Source organism: Bifidobacterium sp. LH_512 (assembly GCF_056356435.1).
In genome coordinates this window covers 446,472-469,807 of the sequence record NZ_JBKEUE010000001.1, presented here as the reverse complement: position 1 = coordinate 469,807, position 23,336 = coordinate 446,472, and the positions used below count along the sequence as shown (strand labels likewise).

The window sequence follows — 23,336 nt, the reverse complement described above, 5'->3', positions numbered from 1 at the left end:
TCGGCTGATTACCAACGGTAATGAGCGAATGCCTTGTTGGCCTCCGCCATCTTATGAGTATCCTCGCGACGCTTGACAGAAGCGCCCAAGCCATTGGAGGCATCGAGGATTTCGTTGGCCAGACGCTCGGCCATGGTCTTCTCACGACGAGCGCGGGAGAAGTCCGTCAGCCAGCGCAGGGACAGAGTGTTTGCACGGGCCGGCTTGACTTCAACCGGCACCTGGTAGGTGGCGCCACCGACGCGGCGGGAGCGAACTTCCAGGGACGGACGGATGTTGTCCAGAGCGCGCTTCAGAACGGCAACCGGCTCCTGATCGGTCTTTTCCTTGACCATATCGAGAGCGGAGTAGACGATGTCTTCGGCGATCGACTTCTTGCCGTCAAGCAGAATCTTGTTGATGAGCTGAGCCACGACGGTCGAGCCGTAGATCGGATCGGGCAGCAGCTGGTGCTTCTTAGCAGGTCCTTTACGTGACATATCTCTTACTTCGCCTTCTTTGCTCCGTACAGGGAACGACCCTGCTTGCGATCCTTCACGCCCTGGGTATCAAGGGCGCCACGAACGATGTGGTAACGCACACCCGGCAGATCCTTGACACGGCCGCCGCGCACGAGCACGATGGAGTGCTCCTGCAGGTTGTGGCCTTCACCCGGAATGTAGGCGGTGACTTCCACACCAGAGCTCAGGCGCACACGAGCGACCTTACGCAGAGCCGAGTTCGGCTTCTTCGGGGTGGTGGTGTAAACACGGGTGCACACGCCACGGCGCAGCGGGCTGCCCTTAAGAGCCAAAGTCTTGGACTTCTTCGGCTTTGCCTGACGTCCCTTACGGACAAGCTGTTCAATAGTAGGCAACTTGAATTCTCCGATTCAGTGGTTTCTCTAACTTCTGTGTGACCGCCGCACTGCGCCCACACTCCACCGACTGATTCGGTAAAGATAGCCACAGTCCACCGGCCCGATGGCCCTTCACTCTTTCACAAACCGCATTGCTGCGCGCGATCCAAACGAGATCCGGGATATCCCGACCAATGCTCCTGTCACATAAGGTGCATCGTCGGCACACACGACTTTCTATGATACATAACAGCCGGACAACAAACGACAACCGTGTCGCGAGCGACTCCACCCTGCCGACGGATATGAAAAAACCTCCCCGCTTAGGGAGGTTTCTTTGGGGTGGCTAACGCGGCTCGAACGCGCGACCTTCTGAACCACAATCAGATGCTCTACCAACTGAGCTATAGCCACCATTGCTGTTCCGTTTCCAGCTCGCTGTACCGGACAACGAATGAAGACTATACACGACTTTTCCAGAACACAAAATCTCGGCGCGTTTTCGGCGTGTCGTTCCCCTTATATGGAGCGTCGCAAAAAATCGCGACCTATACTTATATGTGAAGGCCGGAGTTGTTTATCGGCCGAGTAATTCGGCAGGTTGCAACGGGGCGCCAAGGCCGTGAGGTTCATGCGCAACGCCTTCAAAAAATAATTGAATATGCAAACAGACAGGCTGCGATTCGTGTGCGCGAAACATCGACGACCGGCATGAGGCCGGAGCACACAATGCGAATCCAACAGCAAGGAAATAGGCAGGCGGCAATCGATGGGAATCGTCCCCCACCTGCACAAGAGGCGAAAGGCAGCGCGCAAGGCGGCGCGCGTATATGAAATAGGCGGATCAACCTCCTTCCGCAAAGGATGGCCCCGGCAGATGGATCGCATCGGCCGGGGCCGTCCCATGTTGAGCATCGACGTGCATCGCATGATGCAACCGCATACACGAGTACACTGCAATTCATCATCCGTACGACACTCAATGCGAAAGCATGCAATGCGGCAGACGGCAAAAAGGAGGAACAATGCTGTCATTTCAAAACGACTATTCTTGCGGCGCCCATCCCGCGATCATCCAGCGTCTCGCTGAAACCAATGAAACGCAATTCCCCGGCTACGGCACCGACGACATCTGCGAATCAGCAAAAAACAAAATCCGCAAGGCTTGCGAAACCCCTGATGCCGACGTGTGGTTCCTGGTAGGCGGCACGCAGACCAATCAGACCGTCATCGACTCCATCACCCCACAATACGCGGGCGTCATCGCCGCCAACACCGGGCATGTGAACGTGCATGAAGCCGGTGCCATCGAAGCGACAGGCCACAAAGTGCTGACCCTGCCGCATCACAACGGCAAAATCGACGCCGCCGAACTCGACCAATACTGCGCCGACTTCTACGCGGACGGCAATTTCGAACACATGGTTTTCCCCGGCTGCATCTACATTTCGCAGGCGACCGAATACGGCACGCTATATTCGCTGGCTGAGCTTGAAGCGATCAAAAAAGTTTGCGTGAAATACGACATGCCGCTGTTCGTCGATGGAGCACGTCTCGGCTATGCGCTGACCTCCTCCGCCAATGACGTCACATTGCCGGATTTGGCCCGCATCGCCGACGTGTTCTACATTGGCGGCACCAAGGTGGGCGCGTTGTTCGGAGAGGCGGTTGTATTCACGCATGGCAACACGCCGAAGCATTTCCTGACGCTGATCAAGCAGCATGGCGCACTGCTGGCGAAAGGCTGGCTGCTCGGCCTGCAATTCGACACGCTGTTCACCGACGATCGGTATATGACGATTTCACGACACGCCAACAAGGCCGCCGAACATATTCGTGAAGTGTTGAAGGCCAAGGGCTACCAGCTGACTTTCGACGCACCGACCAATCAGATTTTCGTGACGCTGGAAAATTCGCAGGCGAAAACGTTGCAGCGACATGTGCTGCTCGGTTTCACTGAAAAAGCGGACGACACGCACACGGTGATGCGTATCTGCACCAGCTGGGCGACGACGGATGAACAGGTGGACGAGCTGATTTCGCTGCTGTAAGGCGCGGCGATGCGACGGCAATAGGCCAACGGAAATGCGGCACGGTGCCGGCAACGTACGCGCAATTGCATGCGACTGCGTGCGCATGCGCGACTGAGAACAGGCGTATGGTGGCGATGCTGCATGACGACGCCGCACCGCATCGCCATCATGCAGCATCACAGGAAACAGTGTTACCGCAGCGTATCTGCCCTCAATGGCACAATGATTCGCATGACTGAACTCAGCGCAAATTCCGCAATGTCGTCCGTTTCCGCCGCAGCCGCGGCAACCAACTCCGCTGCCGAAAACCGCCCATTGGGCACGCCGCTTGGCCACAAGCCGACACGCGTGCTGTTCCTTGGCGCCGGCGAATTAGGTAAGGAAGTGACCATCGAGCTGATGCGCCTGGGCGCATGGGTGTGTGCCGCCGATTCATATGCGGGAGCCCCTGCCCAGCAGGTCGCGCACGAATATCGCGTGCTTGATATGGCGAACCCGCAGGAATTGCGCGCTTTGTTCGACGAAATCCAGCCTGACATCATCGTGCCGGAAGTCGAAGCCATTGCGACATCCGAATTGGCTGATGCCGCCGCCCGTGGCGCTCATGTGGTGCCGAGCGCTGAAATCGCGGCGATCTGCATGGACCGCGAGCGCCTGCGTGTGATCGCGCATGAGGAATTGGGCTTGCCGACCACGCCGTATCGTTTTGCGGGTTCATTGGAGGAGCTGCGTGCGGGCGCCGAGGAAGTCGGCTATCCGTGCGTGGTGAAGCCGATTATGAGCTCTTCCGGCCATGGCCAGTCGGTTGTGCGCACGCCGGAGGCGATTGACGCCGCTTGGGTCGAGGCGCAGGAGGGCCGCCGCGCCGCCGGCGAAGGCGATATGTCCCGCGTGATTGTTGAAGCGTTGGCACCGTTGGATTATGAACTTACCGTGCTTACCGTCAGTTCCAGCGCGGGTATTACGACGTGCGCGCCGATTGGCCAGCGTCAGGAAAGCGGCGATTACCGTGAATCCTGGCAGCCTGCGACGTCTGATGACACGGTGTTGGCTGAGGCGCATCGCATTGCCTGTGCAGCGGTCGAAGGCCTTGTGGCGAAGGCGAAAGCCTCCGGCGAGCGTGGCTGGGGCGTGTTCGGTGTGGAATTGTTTGTGTTGTCCGACGGTTCGGTGCTGTTCAATGAAGTGTCGCCACGACCGCACGATACGGGCATGGTGACGATGGCATCGCAGCGTTTGAGCGAGTTCGCGTTGCATGCGCGCGCGATTTTGGGGTTGCCGGTTACGGCCGACCATGTGGCGTTGTCTATTCCGTCTGATGCGGTTGCGGCCAGCCATGCGATCGTCGTGGAAGGCGATGGCGAGGCCGTCTTCTCGAATATCGGCAAGGCGCTGGCCGCCCCGGGCACGGATCTGCGTATTTTCTCGAAGCCTGAGGTGCATGGACATCGTCGCATGGCCGTTGCGCTGGCCGTCGGCTCCGACGAGGCCGATGCTCGCGCTAAAGCTGCACATGTGGAAGATGCGCTGACGATCACCGTGCGCTGATGCCGGCGGTATGCTGACTGTCGGCTCTGACCTGAAGGCGTTGCCGCATGTCCTTTGCTATTCGGCAACGCCTCCGGACCATTTCGTCCATACCGGAACCAACCGCTGCAGGCGGGCTAAGTCGGCACGCGAGCGACGAAAAATGTAGCCTCCGCTTGCTAGCCTTTAACCGTTAGTTCACCATAGAATTCCACTCCTATCACAATTCGGAAGGCGAGTTATGGAGAAACTGGAGAAGCTCTACGAGGGCAAGGCCAAGAAGCTGTACGCAACGGACGATTCGGATGTCCTCTGGGTCGAATACATGAATCAGGCCACCGCCGGCAACGGCGCGAAAAAGGCCCAGATCGAAGGCAAGGGCAACCTGAACAATCACATCACTTCCGTGATCTTCGACCTGCTCAAGGCCCGCGGCGTGGAAAGCCACTTCATCAAGCGCCTGTCCGACACCGAGCAGCTGGTGCGCAAGATGGATATGTATCCGTTGGAAATCATCATGCGTAACACGGCCGCAGGCTCCTTCGCCAAGCGTTACGGCGTCGAAGAAGGCACCGATCTGAAGAAGCCGATTCTCGAATTCTGCTACAAGTCCGACGATCTGGGCGATCCGTTCATCAACGATGACGGCATCGTCGCTTTGAGTCTCGCCACCGAAGAGGAACTGGCTGAAATCTCCCGTCAGGCTCGCGCCGTCAACGACGCGCTGGTCGACATTTTCTCGAAGATCGACGTCAAGCTCGTCGACTTCAAGATTGAAGAAGGCAAGACTTCCGACGGCGTGATTCTGCTCGCCGACGAAATCACCCCGGACACCTGCCGTCTGTGGGATCTGAAGGATAAGTCCGGCAAGATCGAACATCTTGACAAGGATCTGTTCCGCCGCGACCTGGGCAATATCATCCCCGCCTATGAAGAGATCTACAGCCGACTGAAGGCTCTGGCCGACGCCGAGGGCATCGTCGCAGCTGAATGATTCGTTTCTAGCCCGCATCACGACGCGAAGCCGGATGCGGGCTCCTTCGTTTCTTGACAGATTGACTTTTACTTTTAAGGCTCAACTGTCAATCGCATTTGTAATCCACACCATCCAAAACGAGAGCTAAGGGAAAGCAGTGGTTTTTCGCGTTTATGTGGAAAAGAAGCCGGGCTTCGACGTCGAGGCGCAACAGCTCGGTACCGAACTGAAAACGATTCTGGGAATCGACGACCTCGAAGGCGTGCGCATCGTGAATCGTTATGACGTGGAAGGCATCAGCGGAGAGCTGTTCGATTCCACCGTTCCGGTTGTGTTCAGTGAGCCGCCGGTCGACAACACGTACGCCGACATGCCTGATTTCGGCGGCGCCACCGTATTCGCCGTGGAATTCCTTCCCGGCCAGTTCGACCAGCGCGCCGACTCGGCCAGCGAATGCATCCAGCTGATCAGCCAGGGTGAACGCCCGACTGTGCGTTCCGCCAAAGTGTACGCGCTGGAAGGCGATCTGAGCGCCGAAGACGTTGCCGCAATCAAGAAGTATGTGATCAATCCGGTCGAAGCTCGCGAAGCCGGCTTGGAAACCAAGGAAACCTTGAAGGCTCAGGTTCCGGTTCCGGGCAAGGTCGAGGTCATCGAAGGCTTCCGTTCCATGGATGACGACACGTTGAAGGCGTTCATCGACGAACGTGGTCTGGCCATGGATCTGGCCGATCTGCGTTTCTGCCGCGAATACTTCACCGAAGAGAAGCGCGATCCGACGATTACCGAAATCAAGGTGATCGACACCTACTGGTCCGACCACTGCCGCCACACCACGTTCGGCACGCAGCTGGAAGACATCCAGATCGATGACGCCGTGGTCAAGGCCGCATTCGACCGCTACATGGAAATGCGCCACGAGCTCGGCCGCGACGAAAAGCCGGTGTGCCTGATGGACATGGGCACCATCGGCGCGAAGTGGTTGAAGAAGAACGGCATTCTAAAGAATCTGGACGAGTCCGAAGAGATCAACGCCTGCACGGTCAAGGTGAAGGTGGATGTCAACGGCGAAGATCAGGACTGGTTGTTCCTGTTCAAGAACGAAACACATAACCATCCGACCGAAATCGAACCGTTCGGCGGCGCAGCAACCTGCATTGGCGGCTGCATCCGTGATCCTCTGTCGGGCCGCTCCTACGTGTATCAGGCGATGCGCGTGACCGGCGCCGCAGACCCGACCGTGCCGGTCGCCGACACGTTGGAAGGCAAGCTCCCGCAGCGCAAGCTCGTCACCACCGCCGCCGCAGGCTATTCTTCCTACGGTAATCAGATCGGGCTCGCCACCGGTCAGGTCAATGAAATCTATCATCCGGGCTATGTGGCCAAGCGTATGGAAGTCGGCGCCGTCGTAGCGGCGACCCCGGCTGAATACGTGCGCCGTGAAACCCCGGCTCCGGGCGACAAAATCATTCTTCTGGGCGGCCGTACCGGCCGTGACGGCATTGGTGGCGCAACCGGCTCCTCCAAGGCGCACAATGTCGAATCGCTGGAGTTGGATGGCGCCGAAGTGCAGAAGGGCAACGCCCCGATCGAACGCAAGCTGCAGCGTCTCTTCCGCCGCGGCGATGCGTGCAAGCTGATCAAACGCTGCAACGATTTCGGCGCAGGCGGCGTTTCCGTGGCCGTGGGCGAAATCGCGGACGGCCTATATGTCGACCTCAACACCGTACCGAAGAAGTATGAGGGCCTCGACGGCACCGAACTGGCGATTTCCGAATCGCAGGAGCGTATGGCCGTGGACGTGGCCGCTGAGGATGTTGATGAATTCCTCGGATACGCGAAGGAAGAGAACCTGGAGGCCACCGTCATCGCGACCGTGACCGAAGAGGCTCGCATGACGATGGTGTGGAACGGCGACAAGATCGTTGATCTGTCCCGTGAATTCCTCGCCTCGAACGGTGCCCCGAAGCATCAAGTCGCCCATGTGGAAGCGCAGACGTCCTACGTCACGCCGTGGAACGAAGGCACGCTGGCCGACCGCATGGACCGTATGGTCTCCGACCTGAATGTGGCCTCCAACAAGGGTCTGTCGGAACGTTTCGACTCCACGATCGGCGCGGGCACCGTGCTGATGCCGTTCGGCGGCGTCAAGCAGCTGACCGCTCCGATGGCGATGGTCGCCAAGTTCCCGGTGTTCGGTGAAACCACCACCGCGTCCGCGATGGCTTGGGGCTTCAACCCGTACATCATGGAGAAGAACCAGTTCACCGGCGCATACCTTTCCGTGGTGGAGTCCTTGGCGAAGCTGGTGGCCGCCGGCTTCGAACATGAGAAGGCATATCTGAGCTTCCAGGAGTATTTCGAGAAGCTTCGTGACGAGCCGACTCGCTGGGGCAAGCCGATGGCTGCCGTGTTGGGCGCTTTGATGGCACAGGTTGACCTGGGTGCGGGCGCGATCGGCGGCAAGGATTCCATGTCGGGCTCCTTCGAAGACCTTGATGTGCCGCCGACCCTAATCTCCTTCGCCGTGGCTGTGGGCGACATGCGCCGCGCCACCTCCCCGGAGTTCAAGGGCGCAGGACATCGCATCGTGCGCATCGCTCCGCGCTATCTGGCCGATGGCCTGACCCCAGATAAGGATTCGCTGCTGGAAGCCTTCTCGCTGGTCGAGGAGCTCACCGGCTTGCATGGTGCCGTGTCCGTGTCTACGCCGGGCTATGGCGCAACCGCCGAAGCCCTGTTCAAGATGACGCTGGGCAACCGCATCGGTGTGAAGCTCAACGACGGCATCGCTGTGGACGACCTGTTCGCTCCGGCCTATGGTTCCTTCATTGTGGAGCTGGCTGACGATGCGAAGATTCCGGCTGCCTCCAACCTCGTTGAAGTCGGCGAAATCGGCGTCACCACCGAAGAGTATGTGTTCGAAGCCGCCGGCGAGCGTCTGGACTTGGCGCACGTGCAGGAGACCTGGGAGCATGGCATCGAATCGGTGTTCCCGTACCGTGGCAAGGGCGAGTCTGTCGAAACCGTCAGCTTCGAAGCCGCAAAGAAGACCGTATACGTCGGAGCTGGCGTTGCCAAACCGCATGTGGTTATTCCGGTTTTCCCGGGCAACAACTGCGAATACGATTCGGCCGCCGCATTCGAACGTGCCGGCGCCGACGTGTCGACGCTGATCGTGAACAACCTCTCCCCCGCCGCCGTGGCCGAATCCACCGCAGCATTGGTTGAGGAAATCAACAAGAGCCAGATCGTCATGATTCCGGGCGGCTTCTCCGGCGGTGACGAACCGGACGGTTCCGCCAAGTTCATCGCAGCGTTCTTCCGCGCTCCGGCCGTCACCGAAGCGGTGCGCGACCTGTTGAAGAACCGTGATGGTCTGATGCTGGGCATCTGCAACGGCTTCCAAGCGCTGATTAAGCTGGGCCTCGTGCCGTACGGCGATATCGTGCCGATGACCGCCGAATGCCCGACACTGACGTTCAACACGATCGGCCGTCACCAGTCCCGCCTCGTGCGCACTCGCGTGGCTTCCAATCTGAGCCCGTGGCTGGCCAAGACCTCGGTCGGTGACGTGCACACCGTCGCCGTCTCCCATGGCGAAGGCCGTTTCGTCGCCTCCGACGACGTGCTCGCCCAGCTCAAGGCCAATGGCCAGATCGCCACGCAGTATGTCGGTGAGGATGGCGTGCCGAGCATGGATCTGGATGTCAATCCGAATGGCTCCCTGCTGGCCATCGAAGGCATCACCAGCCCGCACGGACGTGTGTTCGGCAAGATGGGCCATTCGGAGCGTTCCGGCAAGGGCCTGTACGTGAACGTGCCGGGCAACAAGTATCAGCCGCTGTTCGAGGCAGGCGTGGAGTACTTCACCGCCTGACGATACTGACCAACGGCTCGAAACGATTGATTCCCCGCATACGGCATATGGCTTGTATGCGGGGATTTTCACATGGATGATGAGGGGGAAACCAGGCCCGCTCCGATTCGGATTCTCGACCGACCGGTGAAGCTTCTCGAGACGAAGTTCATGCTTGTGCTCGTCCGTCCCGTGCTTCTCCTGATCACGTCGCATTCATGTTCGTGGCAATCCCTTCATCGCAATAATCCACAAAGGACAGCCCCATGATCAACCAGGAAATAGAAGAAATAGAAAATGAGATGTATCGCAGGGCGGCGGCTCTGATAGCAACAAGATATCCCATGGGCTGGGGAGGAGCCGGCGTGGTTCATACCTCCAACGGCAACTATTACACAAGTGTCTCCATCGAAACGGCCAATGCTTCCGCCGTCCTGTGCATTGAAACCGGGGCGATGCTGGAAGCCCATAAGTTCAATGAACGGGTGACCCACTGCCTCTGCTTGGTCCGCGAAAGCGAGCAATCCCCTTATCAGGTGCTGTCCCCATGCGGAATCTGTCAGGAACGACTTCGCTTTTGGGGAGACACCGTGCAGGTGGCTGTCACCACGAAAGAGGAAAAGGCCAAATTTGTGGAATTAAGGGAGCTACAGCCCTACCATTGGTCTGCAGCCTATCCTGCCGAAGAGCTTGAACATTGGAAAGAGTAGGATGCCCCTGTCTGCGGGGATTCGAGGACTGCGGACGGCACGCTGCAACGCAGTCCATGCCGGGGAGAACGTTCGGAGGTGCTGGTGTACATATACCGCTATATGTCGCCTTTGGGAGGTATCACGCTGTCCAGCAACGGGACGCAGCTCACAGGCCTTTGGTTTGATGGACAAAAGCATTTCGGAAGCACGCTTGCGAAGGATTATGAGGAGCATCCTCTGCCGATTTTCGAACGATGCATCCGTTGGCTGGATACGTATTTCGACGGAGAGGCACCTGATTTCATACCTCCGATGCACGTGCGGGATACCCCGTTCCGCACGATGGTATGGGACATCCTGTTGACCATTCCATATGGATGCACCATGACGTACGGTGAGATCGCGCAGCAAGTGGCACAGCGGCAGGGACGTCCGACGATGTCCGCCCAGGCCGTCGGCGGTGCTGTAGGGCATAATCCCATAGCGCTCGTTATTCCCTGCCATCGCGTTGTGGGATCGGACGGCGCTCTGACGGGATATGCGGGAGGCATCGAAAGAAAGAAGAGACTGCTCGCAATGGAACGAGCCAGTGCATAGAGTATGTTTTCAATCGAAAACAGTGTCTCGGCTCCATCAATTGACACACCGATGCATCCCTTATCAGGCGAAGCGTCCATACGCGGAAAAGGGCGGGACAAGATGTCTTGTCCCGCCCTGAGATAGTGACCGCAAAACGGTATGGAGCCATTCCGCCGATGCGCCTACAGACCCATTTCAGCCTTCATTCTGGCCAATTCATCGTCGACGGACGGAGACGTGGCACCGGTCAGATATCTGTCGGCCAGCTCATCCGTGGAACCGGCCACCGTATTCAGTTCGGCCTTCGCCTGAGCCGCGTCCAGCATGCGGTCCGCCTTTGTCTCCATGCGTTCAAAGGCCTCCATCGAGGAACGTGCGCGGTCTCCGCCGCTCGTGATGTCATTGACGTGTTCCTGCGCCTTCGCAGCCGCAATCTTCGCCTTGATGGCGCTTCTACGCGCTTCAAGACTTCCGATGTCGCCGACAAGCTTGTCATGCAGCTGCCGCATCTTCGTCGCGTTCGTGTCCGCGAGCTCGTACGCGTTGGACAGGCTCACGCGCGTCTGCTCATACTGTTGCTTCTTGGCCAGCAGTTCGCGGGCGTCCGTCTCGTTGCCGGCCTGCAACGCGGCGCGTGCCGCTTGATCGTATCGCGCGATCGTCGCATCGCAATCGTCCAATTGACGTTTCGTGCTACGGGCGTCCGCCATGACGCCGGCGGTTTCGGTTTTGACTTCGGCCAAATCGTGGCGTAGGTCGAGCAGCATCTGGTCGACCATTTTCGCCGGGTCCTCGCATTTGTCGAGCAGTGCGTTGATGTTGCTGCGCATGATGTCGCTGAATCGTTGAAGGATGCCCATGTTGTCCGCCTTCCTTGGTGATGGTTATTGGGATGATTGTCGAATGGCTGGTAAGGGGATCATTGCGTCGGTTGTCGAGAAGGCTGCGGCGCATCGGATGACGGCGACGCCGGACCCATGCCCTGCATGTCGACGGCTGCGCCATCCCGCCGTATTGAGGATTCGTATTTCGCCAGCGTGGGATCAGCCAAATCGTCAAGCGGTGTGTTCAGGATCCGTTCGGTTTCCACAGCCTTCTGCCGATCGCGCTGCTGTTTCTGCCGTACCAGCACCACTACCGTCACGGCGACGCCGATGATGACCGCACCGATCACCACCGCCACTGCGACGTCGGTACCGGTCAGACTGCGGCGCATGATCCGGTCGGCCGTCTTATCAAATACTGTCACCATCAGATCATCGGTCGACATATCGGAATACCAGTATTCGTCGATGTACGCCCAGAAAATGTCGATGGCCTCCGAGTCCATCACCGACGAAATCTGTTTGCCGTTCACCAATGCCATGAACCCGACGTCATCATCGACGTCCTCTTCCGCGAAGTACATGAACAGCAGCGTGCCTTCGTTGTCAATGTTGCCGTCATACCATTGTTCGGCGTAATCCTGCTTCTGCGAATCACTGGTCAAGGAAGCGTCATACGCGCGGAATACGACATACGGCTGGATGCCGGTTTCGTCATAGAAGGATTGCAATCGACGCTCCGTCGACGCGACATTGTCGAACCAGCCAAGCTCGTCTTCCACGCAATCGTTGCGAAACGCGACACCGGTATCCACCTTTTCGCGATTCACCGTGCTTGACGGAATGGCGGCGCTGCCGAAAGACGATGAGCCCCGCCATGCGAACACGATAATGAGCAGCACGACGATGACACTGAGGATGATCCACGGCAGGGAGCCGTTGCGACGCCGTTGCGGATACGGCGATATCGGCTGCCGGTCGAAAGGAATCGTGGGAGTGCCTTGCGGATTGAATCCAGGATTCGCCGGCGATGCCGGCTGGGACGGCATGGGATTTGAAGTATTGAAAATCAGGATATTCGGCAGTCGAGGCGGACGTGGCCTCCCATATGGATTCGGATTGAAGGGGCCTGTAAAGAAGCCGCCGTTCGAGGGGACATCATGATGATTCCGATGATAACCGCCACCGGAGAAGCCTCTGCCGGCCCGGCCTCCACCCACTCGATGGCCGCTGGATGAACGGCCGCCACCATGACCACTGGACGAGCGGCCGCCGCCTCGTCCCGCACCTGCCCTGCTCATGCGATGGTCCCTTCCTTCGTTGGATATACACCAATTGTACCGGTCGGGTCTTGAGCAGAGCCGAATTAACTCTCGTGGCGATAACGGCAGGCGGAGTCACTTGGAATTCGCGTCGGTCACCAATGCCAACGACCGGATGCGTTCCGGGAACGAGAACCACCGGTTGATCAGATTGATTACCGAGCCGACGCATAGCGCGGAGACGACGGTGCCCCAGCCGACGCCCTGCAATGTGCCGAAGAACAGAAACGACAAGACCACGGCGATGACGATCAGGGTGACATCGAAGATGATCTTGGTCGTACCGTATGCCACTCCACTGACCGTGGACAACGCTTTCACAGCTCCCTCCCCCGGTACCATCAGCACATTCGGCGATACTTCAATCACCACGCCCAGGCCCAGCACGATGCAACCGGCAACGACGCACGCCACGCGCTGCCACATCGCGGTCACATGCCAAAAACCAAGCAATGCCGTACTCACATCGATCATGACGCTGAACACCAGATTCACGGCGACCTGCAGCAGCTGCACCGCGGGGAAATTCCTCCGCAGCAAAACAATCTCCAACAGAATGAACAGCAGGTTGATCACAAACGTGGTCGCACCGAAGCTCAGGGGGAATCTCAGGCTCAGCACGTAAGGAACGCTGGAAATCTGCGATGTTCCCAAATCGCCTTTGGTGATCAGGGCGATGCCGAATGAGTTGATGATGACGCCGGCCACGAAAATGCCGAACCGTTGCGCGATATGATTCACACAGTCTCCTTCCCTGCACATTCTAAAACGGGGAAGGACATCAGCATATGAATCCTTCCCCGCTACACGCCATGCAAAGGAGCGGACCGTGGCCGGGAGCATCCCGAACTTCCGCCGGAATGCGTCTATTTCGGCGCGATCTCCCGACCGCCGAATTCGTGGTCGGACAGCCGCAGCCGCAATTGTCGGACATGCGCTTCGATCGCGTCGATCACCGCGTTGAATTCGTCGTCGGATTTTCCGGTCGGATCGTCCAATCCCCAATCCTCACGCAGTCTGCATGGGAGGAACGGGCACTGCACGTTGTATCCCATCGTGATCACCACATCCACCGCGGGGATCTCCGACAGCAGCTTGCTGTGCTGCGTGCTTTCCATATCGATGCCATAGCGCTGTTTCATCAGCCGTACCGCATCCTGGTTGATATGCGGCTTCGTTTCCGTTCCGGCGGAGTAGCTTTCGAATACGTCCGAAGCCAGATGCCTGCCAAGCGCTTCGGCGATCTGGCTCCGGCAGGAATTGTGCACGCAGACGAACGCCACTTTAGGCTTATCCGTCACTGCCGTCCCCGTATCTCCTGGATGACGGCCTTCGCCTCGTCCTTGCTCAGAACCTTGCCGAACGACGCGACCGTGCCGTCAACGACCAGCGCCGGCGTGCTCATGACCCCGTATGCGGCGATCTGCGCGAAGTCCGTCACATGGTCGATGGCATCGTCCATGCCCAGCTCCGCCAACGCGGCGCTGGCGGAAGCCTCCAAGGCCTTGCATTTCGCACAGCCCGAACCAAGCACCTTCACTCCACCGCCCTCGTTGACGGATCGTGCGGGATCATCCTTTCCTGCACCGCAGCCGCAGTTGCAGCCGCAGCGTTTCGTTTCCTTCCTGTCTGAAAACAGTCCCATGATGCGTTCCTCCTTTGATTCAGATCACAATATATTGAAAAACGTTGAACAGATAGCCGACGAGAACGATTCCGACCACGCAGACCGCGATGAAAACAGCCAGAAGCTTTGGCTTCACCGCCCTGCGCAGCATGACCAGAGACGGCAGGGACAGCGTGGTGACCGACATCATGAACGCCAGCACCGTTCCCAGCTGCGCCCCCTTGTACAACAGAGCCTCCGCGACGGGAATGGTGCCGAAGACGTCGGCGTACATCGGCACGCCGACCAGTGCGGCGAGGATGACGCCGAACGGATTGTCGCTGCCCAGCAAGGTTTCGACCCAGCTCTGCGGAATCCAGTTATGGATCAACGCGCCGATGCCCACTCCGACCAGCACGTACGGAAAGACCTTTTTGAAGGTTTCAACGACCTGGTCCTTCGCATAGGACAGTCGCTGACCAACGGAGAGTTCGGGGGAATCGATGTCCACGCCGGCGGCATTGCGAACGAAGTCCTCGATGCACGGTTCCATATGCAGCCGTTCGATGATTCCGCCGCCGACGACGGCGACGACCAGTCCCACGATCACATATGCGACGGCCACTTTAGCTCCGAATACGCTCGTCAGAAGCACAAGGCTTCCCAGATCCACCATCGGCGAGGAGATCAGGAACGAAAACGTCACGCCGAGAGGCAGTCCCGCACTGGTGAAGCCGATGAACAGCGGAATGGACGAGCAGGAGCAGAACGGGGTCACTGTTCCGAGCAGTGCGGCGATGACATTCGCTCCCAGGCCATAGAACCTACCCAGAATACGGCGGCTGCGTTCCGGAGGGAAAAAGCTCTGTATATAGGAGATCACGAAGATCAGCGTGCAAAGCAGGACCGTGATCTTGATGACGTCATAGATGAAGAACTGCAGGCTGCCGCCGATACGTCCGTCCACGTCCATGCCCATCGAAGACAGCATGCCGCCGATCAATGCGTTCAGCCATTTCATGCCCAGGACCTGATCCTGGATGAATGTCCATATCATCGGCAATCACACGACCTTCCCTCTTTCGTGCAGGAAAACGCGTCGAAGTATCCGCTGAACGCCTCCATCGCGGGGCGGTTCAGCGAATAGTGATTCCATCTCCCTTCTTTCCTGGCATCCACCAACCCGCATTCGCACAGTATCTTCATGTGGTGCGAAAGCGTCGGCTGCGTGATGTCGAACTCCTTCAACAGCTCGCAGGCACACCGCTCCCCGCCCGATAGCAGACGCACGATCTTCAAGCGATTGGAGTCCCCGAGGGCCCTGCACATCAACGCGATGTCCATCGTGCTCACAAGCACCTCCTTACATAGATGAGTATCTATATAAGGAACAATACACCATACATAGACCATCGTCTATATATGTCGTTCGCTCAGACAAAAATTCGACAGCCACAGACATCCTCAAGACATCAACGTTTTTCAGTACGAAGCTCGTTGTCCAAGGCTGTTTGGCGAATGATTTCCTCATAACCGGTCAGGGCCGCGAACGGCATGAACTGGGCCGCACGGTTTTGGCGCAGCATGGGCGCATGCGTTGCGGAACGATGATGCGGCAGATCGACGATGTCGTCATAAAGGTCGGTACGCTGCAACGTCATGCGGCATGGCCTCCGATCTGATTGTTGCGCTGCATGCCGGTGGCGCCTTCCTCCAGATTCATCGCCTTGATGACCGCATTGGCGCCGAATTTGTGCTTTACGGCCAGCAAGGCCCGCTGCACGTCATGTTCTTTGCGCTGCAATTGCCGGAGTCCCTCTTTGTCGGAGGCTTCGCTTTCCGCCTCGGCGAACAGGTCGGGCTGTTCGTATGCGCCATGCCCGCCGGCCTCGATGACAGGCATGTCATTTTCCACGCCGTCCCCCAAGTCATTTTCCCCGGATTCCCCGAATGCCCCGGCTTTCATCTCTTTCAGATCTGCCGCAACCACATTGATACGTCGCACCGCATACTGCGGATTCACGATTCGGTCATATAGTTTCATCATCGCTTCCACAATGGCATGCGTGGATGAGGTGTACTCGCCCAGATCAGCGCCGCCGGATGCTGGCTTGGGTACGGTTCTGCCATACCAGTCGGATGCGAGCACGGCATCGCGCGATGCCGCTGCGGCCGCTTGTGACGTCGTGTCATAGCCGACATATAGCCCGACCTGATGCGCGGTCAGCCCCTTGTCCACCAGTTCCAGCGTAAGTACGTCGGTCATTTCGCGCACGACCAGCCTTGCATGTTTCCAATCGTAGGGATGCTGCAATACCTGCCCGGAGCTTAGGGAACTGCCTTGCGGCCTGTAAGCCTTGATGTCGGCCATGGTGCACGGTTCCCATCCCCACGCGTGGTCGATAAGCAGTTCCGCGTTGACACCGAACATACGGTATAGCAGGTCTTCGTTGTAATAGTCGCTGGCTCGTCCAAGCGAGCACCGTGCGATGTCGCCCATGGTCATCAGGCCTTGCGCTTCCAGTTTCTTGGCGTATCCTCGCCCGACCCGCCAAAAATCCGTGAGCGGACGATGACCCCACAATAATCTGCGATACGACATCTCATCCAGTTCTGCCACGCGTACACCGTCCTTATCAGCGGGAATATGCTTGGCGACGATATCCATGGCGACTTTGGCGAGATACATGTTCGGCCCGATACCAGCAGTAGCGGTGATTCCGGTGGCTTTCAGCACATCTTGTATCATGCTTACCGCCATCTCATGCGCACTGCCGCCGAATGCTTTCAAATACGACGTCACATCAATGAAGACCTCATCAATGGAATACACATGAATATCGTCGGGCGACGCATACTGCAAATACACGCCATACACGTCAGCGCTACGCTGCAGATAATGTGACATGCGCGGTTTGGCGACGATATACGATGCTTTCAATGCGGGATCCGCGGCAAGTCGCATCGCATCATCGGATTCGCCAAGAAAACGATGCCGCGGCGCATGTCCCATCCGTTCGGCGTTTACGTCGGCCATCGCCCGTTCGACTTCGAACAAGCGCGCTCGCCCCGGCAAACCATACGCCTTCATCGACGGTGAAATCGCCAGGCATATCGTTTTTGACGTGCGCGACAAATCCGCGACGACCAAATTAGTGGTCAGCGGATCACGGCCACGCTCCACGCATTCCACAGAAGCATAGAAGGATTTGAGGTCTATGGCGATATATGCGCGCGCCCGCTCGCCATCCCCATCGTTTCCGGCGTAAGCCGTTCCCATTGCCGCCTCCCGTCACATCGCGGCTTCAACGCCGCACTCCATCATCTGCGCTTTGAATGCCTTTCCATATAACATCGTTCGAACAATTGTACGAATACGGCACGACCTCGCATTCAGGTGTAGACACTCGTTGCTATCGTGGACGGGTAATACTCCCTTCGTCCTTCAAGGAGTTGCTTGCATGTCTGCTGAGCTCGAAGACATCCATGAGGAATGCGGCATTTTCGGAGTCTGGGGTCATCCTGATGCCGCCCGTTTGACATATTTCGGTCTACACGCACTGCAACATCGCGGTCAGGAAGGCGCCGGCATCGTGTCCAATGACAACGGATGCCTGATTGGGCACCGCGGCATGGGCCTGCTGACCAAGGTGTTCAGCGACGAACACGAAATCGAACGACTGAAAGGCGACAGGGCCATCGGCCACGTGCGCTACGCCACCGCCGGCTCCGGATCGGCCGACAACATTCAGCCATTCATCTTCCGCTTCCACGACGGCGACATGGCGCTATGCCACAATGGCAATCTGACCAACTGCACTTCGCTGCGCCGCAAGCTTGAAGACACCGGCGCCATCTTCCATTCCAATTCCGACACCGAAGTGCTGATGCATCTGATCCGGCGCTCGATGCAGCCGACCTTCATGGAAAAGCTCAAGGAAGTGCTGAACATCGTCCACGGAGGGTTTGCATACCTGCTGATGACCCAGGACATGATGATCGGAGCGCTCGACCCGAACGGCTTCCGACCGCTGTCACTGGGCCGTATGAAGAACGGCGCATATGTGCTCGCCTCCGAAACCTGTGCGCTCGATGTGGTCGGCGCCGAACTGGTTCGCAACATTCGACCGGGCGAAATCGTCGTCATCAACGACTCCGGATATCAGATCATCCAGTACACCAATTCCACCCAGCTGGCCATCTGCTCGATGGAATTCATCTATTTCGCACGTCCCGATTCCGACATCTACGGCGTGAACGTGCATTCCGCCCGCAAGCGCATGGGCGCGCGTCTTGCCCAGGAATCGCCGGTCGAAGCCGACATGGTGATCGGCGTGCCGAACTCCTCGCTGTCCGCGGCCTCCGGCTATGCGGAAGAATCCGGCCTGCCAAATGAAATGGGTCTTATCAAGAACCAGTATGTGGCACGCACCTTCATCCAGCCGACGCAGGAGCTGCGTGAGCAGGGCGTTCGTATGAAACTGTCCGCCGTGCGCGGCGTCGTCAAAGGCAAGCGCGTCATCGTCATCGACGATTCCATCGTGCGCGGCACCACGTCCCGCCGCATCGTGCAACTGCTGAAAGAGGCCGGAGCGGCCGAAGTGCACATGCGTATCAGCTCGCCGCCGCTGAAGTATCCGTGCTTCTACGGCATCGACATCTCCACGACGAAGGAGCTGATCGCCGCAACAAAGTCCGTGGATGAGATCCGTGATTACATCGGCGCCGATTCGCTGGCGTTCCTTTCGCTGGACGGTCTTGTCGAATCCATCAATCTGCAGGAGGATGCGCCGTACGGCGGCCTGTGCGTCGCCTATTTCAACGGCGACTATCCGACCGCGCTCGACGATTACGAAGAGGACTTCCTCAAGTCCCTCACTCCGGAAGACCGTATCCGTCTTCCTGAATTCGCCCTGTACAAGAGCAAGTACATCGGCAACGAATACGCTGTGCCGGTCCTCCAGCACGACATGGACAAGTAGACGAAGTCCAACCAATGCATCGTCGTCAGACAACACAACGAATTTCTTAGAGAAAGGACCAACATGCCCCAGGCATATGAGAACGCCGGCGTAAGCGTCGAAGCCGGTTACGAGGTCGTCAAGCGCATCAAGTCCCATGTGGCACGCACCAACCGTCCGGGTGTGGTCGGTGGAATCGGCGGATTCGGCGGCCTGTTCGATCTGGCTTCCCTCGGATACAAGGAACCGGTGCTGATCTCTGGCACCGACGGCGTCGGCACGAAGCTCGTCGTCGCCAAAATGGTCGGCAAGCACGACACGATCGGCATCGACTGCGTGGCCATGTGCGTCAACGACATCGCAGCCCAGGGCGCCCAGCCGCTGTTCTTCCTCGATTACATCGCCTGCGGCAAGAACGATCCGGCCCTGCTGGAACAGGTCGTTTCCGGCGTGGCCGACGGATGCGTACAGTCCGACGCCGGCCTGATCGGCGGCGAAACCGCCGAAATGCCGGGCATGTATGCCGAAGACGAGTACGATCTGGCTGGCTTCGCCGTTGGCGTTGCCGAAAAATCCGCAATCGTGGACGGCTCGGGCATCACGGAGGGCGACGTGCTGATCGGCCTGCCTTCCACCGGCGTACATTCCAACGGCTTCTCTCTGGTGCGTAAGGCCTTGTTCGAGCAGGCCGGCTACACCGTCGACACCGAGCTGGAGGAATTGGGCGGAGCCAAGCTCGGCGATGTGCTGCTCACCCCGACCAAAATCTATGTGAAGACCCTCTCCCCGCTGTTCAAGGCCGGCGTGGTCAAAGGCGTCGCGCACATCACCGGCGGCGGCTTCATCGAAAACATTCCGCGCATGATCCCGGACGGCCTGGCCGCTCGCATCAATCTCGGTTCCTGGCCGGTGCTGCCGATCTTCAACGTGCTGGAAAGGGCCGGCGACATCGATCATATGGAAATGTTCAACATCTTCAACATGGGCATCGGCATGGTGCTGGCGGTCAGCGCCGACAAAGCCGACAAAGCCATGCGCATTCTGGCCGAGAACGACGAGCCGGCATATGTGCTGGGCAACATCGTGAAGAAGACCGGCGACGATGTCGAGCTGGTCTGATCCGACGCAGGCTTAGGAAAGGAACGAGAATATGAAGGTTCTGGTCATCGGTTCCGGCGCGCGCGAGCACGCCATCGCTCATGCGCTGATGCGCGGCGGCAGCGTTGAGGAAGTCACCGTCGCTCCCGGCAATCCGGGTATGGCGCTTGACGGTATCCGCACCACGCAGCTGAGCTCCTCCAATCATGCCGCCCTGATTGATTTTGTGAAGAACAACGGCTACGACTGGGTGTTCGTCGGTCCGGAAGTTCCGCTGATCGAAGGCATCGTCGACGCATTCGCCGCAGCCGGCATCAAGGCGTTCGGCCCGTCCAAGGCCGCCGCCCAGATCGAAGGCTCGAAGGATTTCGCCAAGCAACTGATGGCTCGCCACGATATTCCGACCGCACAATACCGCACCTTCGACGATTTGGAAGCCTCGTCCGCGTATGTGCGTGAGCATGGCGCCCCGATCGTCATCAAGGCCGACGGTCTGGCCGCCGGCAAGGGCGTCACCGTCGCCATGGACGAAGAGACCGCCCTGGCTGCTTTGGAAGACATTTTCGTCGATCACCGTTTCGGCGCCGCGGGCGCGAAGGTCGTCGTCGAGGACTTCCTGGAAGGTCAGGAATTCTCTCTGATGAGCTTCGTGAACGGCACCGATTTCTGGCCGATGCCGATTTCACAGGATCACAAGCGTGCGTATGACAATGATGAGGGCCCGAACACGGGCGGCATGGGTGCCTACAGCCCGGTTCCGCAGATTGGCCATGATGTCATCGACATGGCCATCGAGACCATCGTACGCCCGACCGTCGAAGCGATGGCCGAAGAAGGCACGCCGTTTACCGGCATCCTGTACGCAGGACTGATTGCCACCGCCGACGGCCCGAAGGTCATCGAATTCAACGCCCGTTTCGGCGACCCGGAGACCGAAGTCGTGCTGCCGAAGCTCACCTCCGATCTAGGCACCGCCATCAACGCGATTCTCAACGGCGGCACTCCGGAATTCGCTTGGGATGATGAGAATGCGACGCTGGGCGTTGTGCTCGCCTCCGACGGCTACCCGAACGATGTCATCAAGGGCGCGACGATTCCGCAGATCGACGTGGATGAGGATTCCCACGTGTATTATGCGGGTGTCACCAAGGACGACGAAGGCAAGCTGGTGGCCAATTCCGGCCGCGTGCTCTTGGTCGAAACCACCGCAGCCGACATCAAGGCCGCTCAGGACAAGGTGTATGCGATTATCGACAAGCTGGACACCACCGGCATGTTCTACCGTCACGACATCGGCTCCAAGGCGCTGAAGGCCGCCGAATAATCGGCCAGCTACTTAACACTTCGGGGGGGATCCGACTTCGTTCGCCCCCCGAAGTGTTTTATACGCCGCCTATCAAACATCAAAAACATCTGTGACTGAAAAAGGGGGCCCAAACGGTCACAAATGCTGAATCGGACGCAATCCATCAGCAAATGTGACCGAAAAGGAGGTCCAAAACAGTCACATTTACTGAAGGAATACGTTCGCATCAGCAAATGTGACCGGTTTTAAGACCCGTAACGGTCACATTTGCTAAAAAGGTGAAGCTTTCGACGACGATATGAAGCCGCCGCACAATCAGCTGAGCAGATTCACGATATTGATGATTGCATTGCGCAGTTTGTTGAACGGCGGGTATACCAGTTGCAGGGTGTCGGGGAATTGCGGCTTGCACAATACGGTTTTGACATGGCTGAATGTGAGGAAACCGTATTTGCCGTGGTAGGCGCCCAAACCGGATGAGCCCGAGCCGCCGAACGGAAGACGACTGGAGATCAAGTGTCCCAGCGGAATTTGGAAGCCAATCGCGCCGGAATTCGTATCACGTTCGAAGCGCCTGCGTGTTTTCACATTGCGCGAGAATACGTACAATGCCAATGGACGACTATGCGTATTGATGAAATCAATGGCCGCATCGGCATCATCCACTATCAAAATCGGTAGAATCGGGCCGAAAATCTCCTCCTGCATCACCGGTGCATCCGGCGACGTGCCGAACAGCACGGTCGGCGCAATATACCGATCCGCCCTATCCGTCTGACCGCCGCACACGATGCTGCCGGCGGACGAATCATCCGGCGTCGGCAGCAGCCGCGAAATCCTATCGAAATGACGCTTGTTCACAATGCGCGCAAAACTATCAGATTTCTGCGGATTCTCGCCGTAAAATTCGCGAATCGCAACGGCAATGCGATCAGCCAACGCCCGGGCCACATCAGGTGTGGCCAGCACATAGTCGGGGGCCACACACGTCTGGCCGGCATTCGTGAATTTACCCCACGCGATGCGTCGGGCCGCAGTCGTCAAATTCACAGTATTATCAACGAAACACGGCGATTTTCCGCCCAATTCCAATGTCACCGGCGTCAAATTATCAGCCGCCGTACGCATCACGATGCTACCGACGCGGCCGCCGCCAGTGTAGAAAATATGATCGAACGGCTGCTTCAGCAATTCCGTCGTCTCCTCGGGGCCGCCCTCAACGACGGCGAATGCATCAGGATCCAAGTATTTCGCCACCAAACGCGACGTCAGATGCGAGATATTCGGCGACAATTCGGAAGGCTTCAAACAAATCGCATTACCAGCGGCAATCGCATCCGCCATCGGCTCGAACGACAGCAAAACCGGATAATTCCACGGCGAAATAATCAGCACAACGCCTTTCGGCTCAGCCAAAGTCCAACCGCGAGCAGGCTGCAGCAACCAATGAATCGGCTTATGATGCCGCGACGCCCACACCGCCATGCGATTGCGCACAAACCGGGCCTCCCCCAGCACCAAGTCGATTTCCATCAGCACGGTTTCAGCGGCAGGCTTGTCGAAATCGGCTGCAACGGCGGCGGTGATCTCATCCTTGTTTTCACGCAGCATGCGAATCAGCGCGTTCAACTGCGCGCGACGCCACTTGAGCGGCTTCGTGCGGCCATCCATATACGTGCTGTGGAGCTTGTCAAAAACTGGAAACGTCATGGCTG

21 protein-coding genes and 1 tRNA gene are annotated in these 23,336 nt (G+C 58.2%); 9 read left to right on the top strand and 13 right to left on the bottom strand.

Annotated elements, in window-relative coordinates:
- Positions 1 to 8 precede the first annotated feature (8 nt).
- From rpsG to AC1AWD_RS02045, 3 genes are all read right to left on the bottom strand, one after another.
- Positions 9 to 479, bottom strand: a complete 471-nt coding sequence (rpsG, locus tag AC1AWD_RS02055; RefSeq protein ID WP_003813834.1) for a 30S ribosomal protein S7 — start codon at positions 477 to 479, stop codon at positions 9 to 11.
- A 5-nt stretch (positions 480 to 484) separates the two neighbouring features.
- On the bottom strand, positions 485 to 856 hold the full coding sequence (rpsL, locus tag AC1AWD_RS02050; protein ID WP_003808601.1) for a 30S ribosomal protein S12: 372 nt from the start codon (positions 854 to 856) through the stop codon (positions 485 to 487).
- Between the two features lie 320 nt (positions 857 to 1,176).
- A tRNA-His gene (locus AC1AWD_RS02045) sits at positions 1,177 to 1,252 on the bottom strand.
- Positions 1,253 to 1,863: 611 nt separating this feature from the next.
- On the opposite strand from AC1AWD_RS02045, the gene AC1AWD_RS02040 reads away from it, so the two are divergent.
- The 6 genes from AC1AWD_RS02040 to AC1AWD_RS02015 all read left to right on the top strand — a co-directional run bounded on the left by AC1AWD_RS02040 (position 1,864) and on the right by AC1AWD_RS02015 (position 10,522).
- Complete coding sequence (locus AC1AWD_RS02040; RefSeq protein ID WP_476563388.1) at positions 1,864 to 2,889, top strand: threonine aldolase family protein; 1,026 nt, start codon at positions 1,864 to 1,866, stop codon at positions 2,887 to 2,889.
- Positions 2,890 to 3,102: 213 nt separating this feature from the next.
- The gene (gene purT / locus AC1AWD_RS02035; RefSeq protein WP_476563387.1) at positions 3,103 to 4,419 is read left to right on the top strand and encodes a formate-dependent phosphoribosylglycinamide formyltransferase; all 1,317 of its coding nucleotides are present in this window, start codon (positions 3,103 to 3,105) and stop codon (positions 4,417 to 4,419) included.
- A 220-nt stretch (positions 4,420 to 4,639) separates the two neighbouring features.
- The gene (purC, locus tag AC1AWD_RS02030) at positions 4,640 to 5,392 is read left to right on the top strand and encodes a phosphoribosylaminoimidazolesuccinocarboxamide synthase (protein WP_476563386.1); all 753 of its coding nucleotides are present in this window, start codon (positions 4,640 to 4,642) and stop codon (positions 5,390 to 5,392) included.
- A 139-nt stretch (positions 5,393 to 5,531) separates the two neighbouring features.
- Positions 5,532 to 9,254 carry a phosphoribosylformylglycinamidine synthase gene (locus tag AC1AWD_RS02025; protein ID WP_476563385.1) on the top strand — a complete coding sequence of 1,241 codons (3,723 nt, stop codon included), beginning with the start codon at positions 5,532 to 5,534 and terminating at the stop codon, positions 9,252 to 9,254.
- A 245-nt stretch (positions 9,255 to 9,499) separates the two neighbouring features.
- Positions 9,500 to 9,943: a cytidine deaminase gene (locus tag AC1AWD_RS02020; RefSeq protein ID WP_476563384.1), complete on the top strand. Its 444-nt coding sequence runs from the start codon at positions 9,500 to 9,502 to the stop codon at positions 9,941 to 9,943.
- A gap of 78 nt (positions 9,944 to 10,021) precedes the next feature.
- Positions 10,022 to 10,522, top strand: coding sequence for a methylated-DNA--[protein]-cysteine S-methyltransferase (locus tag AC1AWD_RS02015; RefSeq protein WP_476563383.1), 501 nt, complete (start codon positions 10,022 to 10,024; stop codon positions 10,520 to 10,522).
- Positions 10,523 to 10,686: 164 nt separating this feature from the next.
- On the opposite strand, the gene AC1AWD_RS02010 is transcribed toward AC1AWD_RS02015, so the two are convergent.
- From AC1AWD_RS02010 to AC1AWD_RS01970, 9 genes are all read right to left on the bottom strand, one after another.
- Positions 10,687 to 11,364 (bottom strand): PspA/IM30 family protein, encoded by a 678-nt coding sequence (locus AC1AWD_RS02010; protein WP_476563382.1) that lies wholly within the window; start codon positions 11,362 to 11,364, stop codon positions 10,687 to 10,689.
- 59 nt (positions 11,365 to 11,423) lie between these two features.
- Positions 11,424 to 12,377 (bottom strand): hypothetical protein, encoded by a 954-nt coding sequence (locus AC1AWD_RS02005; RefSeq protein ID WP_476563381.1) that lies wholly within the window; start codon positions 12,375 to 12,377, stop codon positions 11,424 to 11,426.
- Positions 12,378 to 12,725: 348 nt separating this feature from the next.
- Positions 12,726 to 13,391 carry a YczE/YyaS/YitT family protein gene (locus AC1AWD_RS02000; protein WP_476563380.1) on the bottom strand — a complete coding sequence of 222 codons (666 nt, stop codon included), beginning with the start codon at positions 13,389 to 13,391 and terminating at the stop codon, positions 12,726 to 12,728.
- A 125-nt stretch (positions 13,392 to 13,516) separates the two neighbouring features.
- Positions 13,517 to 13,951 (bottom strand): arsenate reductase ArsC, encoded by a 435-nt coding sequence (locus AC1AWD_RS01995; protein ID WP_476563379.1) that lies wholly within the window; start codon positions 13,949 to 13,951, stop codon positions 13,517 to 13,519.
- The gene (locus tag AC1AWD_RS01990; protein WP_476563378.1) at positions 13,948 to 14,295 is read right to left on the bottom strand and encodes a thioredoxin family protein; all 348 of its coding nucleotides are present in this window, start codon (positions 14,293 to 14,295) and stop codon (positions 13,948 to 13,950) included. Before AC1AWD_RS01990 ends, AC1AWD_RS01995 begins: the two co-directional genes overlap by 4 nt.
- 19 nt (positions 14,296 to 14,314) lie before the next feature.
- The gene (locus AC1AWD_RS01985; RefSeq protein ID WP_476563377.1) at positions 14,315 to 15,277 is read right to left on the bottom strand and encodes a permease; all 963 of its coding nucleotides are present in this window, start codon (positions 15,275 to 15,277) and stop codon (positions 14,315 to 14,317) included.
- A gap of 32 nt (positions 15,278 to 15,309) precedes the next feature.
- A complete protein-coding gene (locus AC1AWD_RS01980; protein WP_476564531.1) occupies positions 15,310 to 15,600 on the bottom strand; it encodes an ArsR/SmtB family transcription factor in 291 nt (96 codons plus the stop codon).
- A 128-nt stretch (positions 15,601 to 15,728) separates the two neighbouring features.
- Positions 15,729 to 15,917, bottom strand: coding sequence for a hypothetical protein (locus AC1AWD_RS01975; RefSeq protein ID WP_476563376.1), 189 nt, complete (start codon positions 15,915 to 15,917; stop codon positions 15,729 to 15,731).
- Complete coding sequence (locus AC1AWD_RS01970; RefSeq protein WP_476563375.1) at positions 15,914 to 17,536, bottom strand: Y-family DNA polymerase; 1,623 nt, start codon at positions 17,534 to 17,536, stop codon at positions 15,914 to 15,916. The genes AC1AWD_RS01975 and AC1AWD_RS01970 overlap by 4 nt, the downstream gene beginning before the upstream one ends.
- Positions 17,537 to 17,717: 181 nt before the next feature.
- On the opposite strand from AC1AWD_RS01970, the gene purF reads away from it, so the two are divergent.
- From purF to purD, 3 genes are all read left to right on the top strand, one after another.
- Complete coding sequence (gene purF / locus AC1AWD_RS01965) at positions 17,718 to 19,238, top strand: amidophosphoribosyltransferase (RefSeq protein ID WP_476563374.1); 1,521 nt, start codon at positions 17,718 to 17,720, stop codon at positions 19,236 to 19,238.
- Positions 19,239 to 19,301: 63 nt separating this feature from the next.
- A complete protein-coding gene (gene purM, locus AC1AWD_RS01960; RefSeq protein WP_476563373.1) occupies positions 19,302 to 20,336 on the top strand; it encodes a phosphoribosylformylglycinamidine cyclo-ligase in 1,035 nt (344 codons plus the stop codon).
- Between the two features lie 31 nt (positions 20,337 to 20,367).
- Positions 20,368 to 21,639, top strand: coding sequence for a phosphoribosylamine--glycine ligase (purD, locus tag AC1AWD_RS01955; protein WP_476563372.1), 1,272 nt, complete (start codon positions 20,368 to 20,370; stop codon positions 21,637 to 21,639).
- Between the two features lie 297 nt (positions 21,640 to 21,936).
- On the opposite strand, the gene AC1AWD_RS01950 is transcribed toward purD, so the two are convergent.
- Entirely contained in the window at positions 21,937 to 23,331 is a 1,395-nt protein-coding gene (locus tag AC1AWD_RS01950; RefSeq protein WP_476563371.1) for an aldehyde dehydrogenase family protein, read from the bottom strand.
- Positions 23,332 to 23,336: the final 5 nt, after the last annotated feature.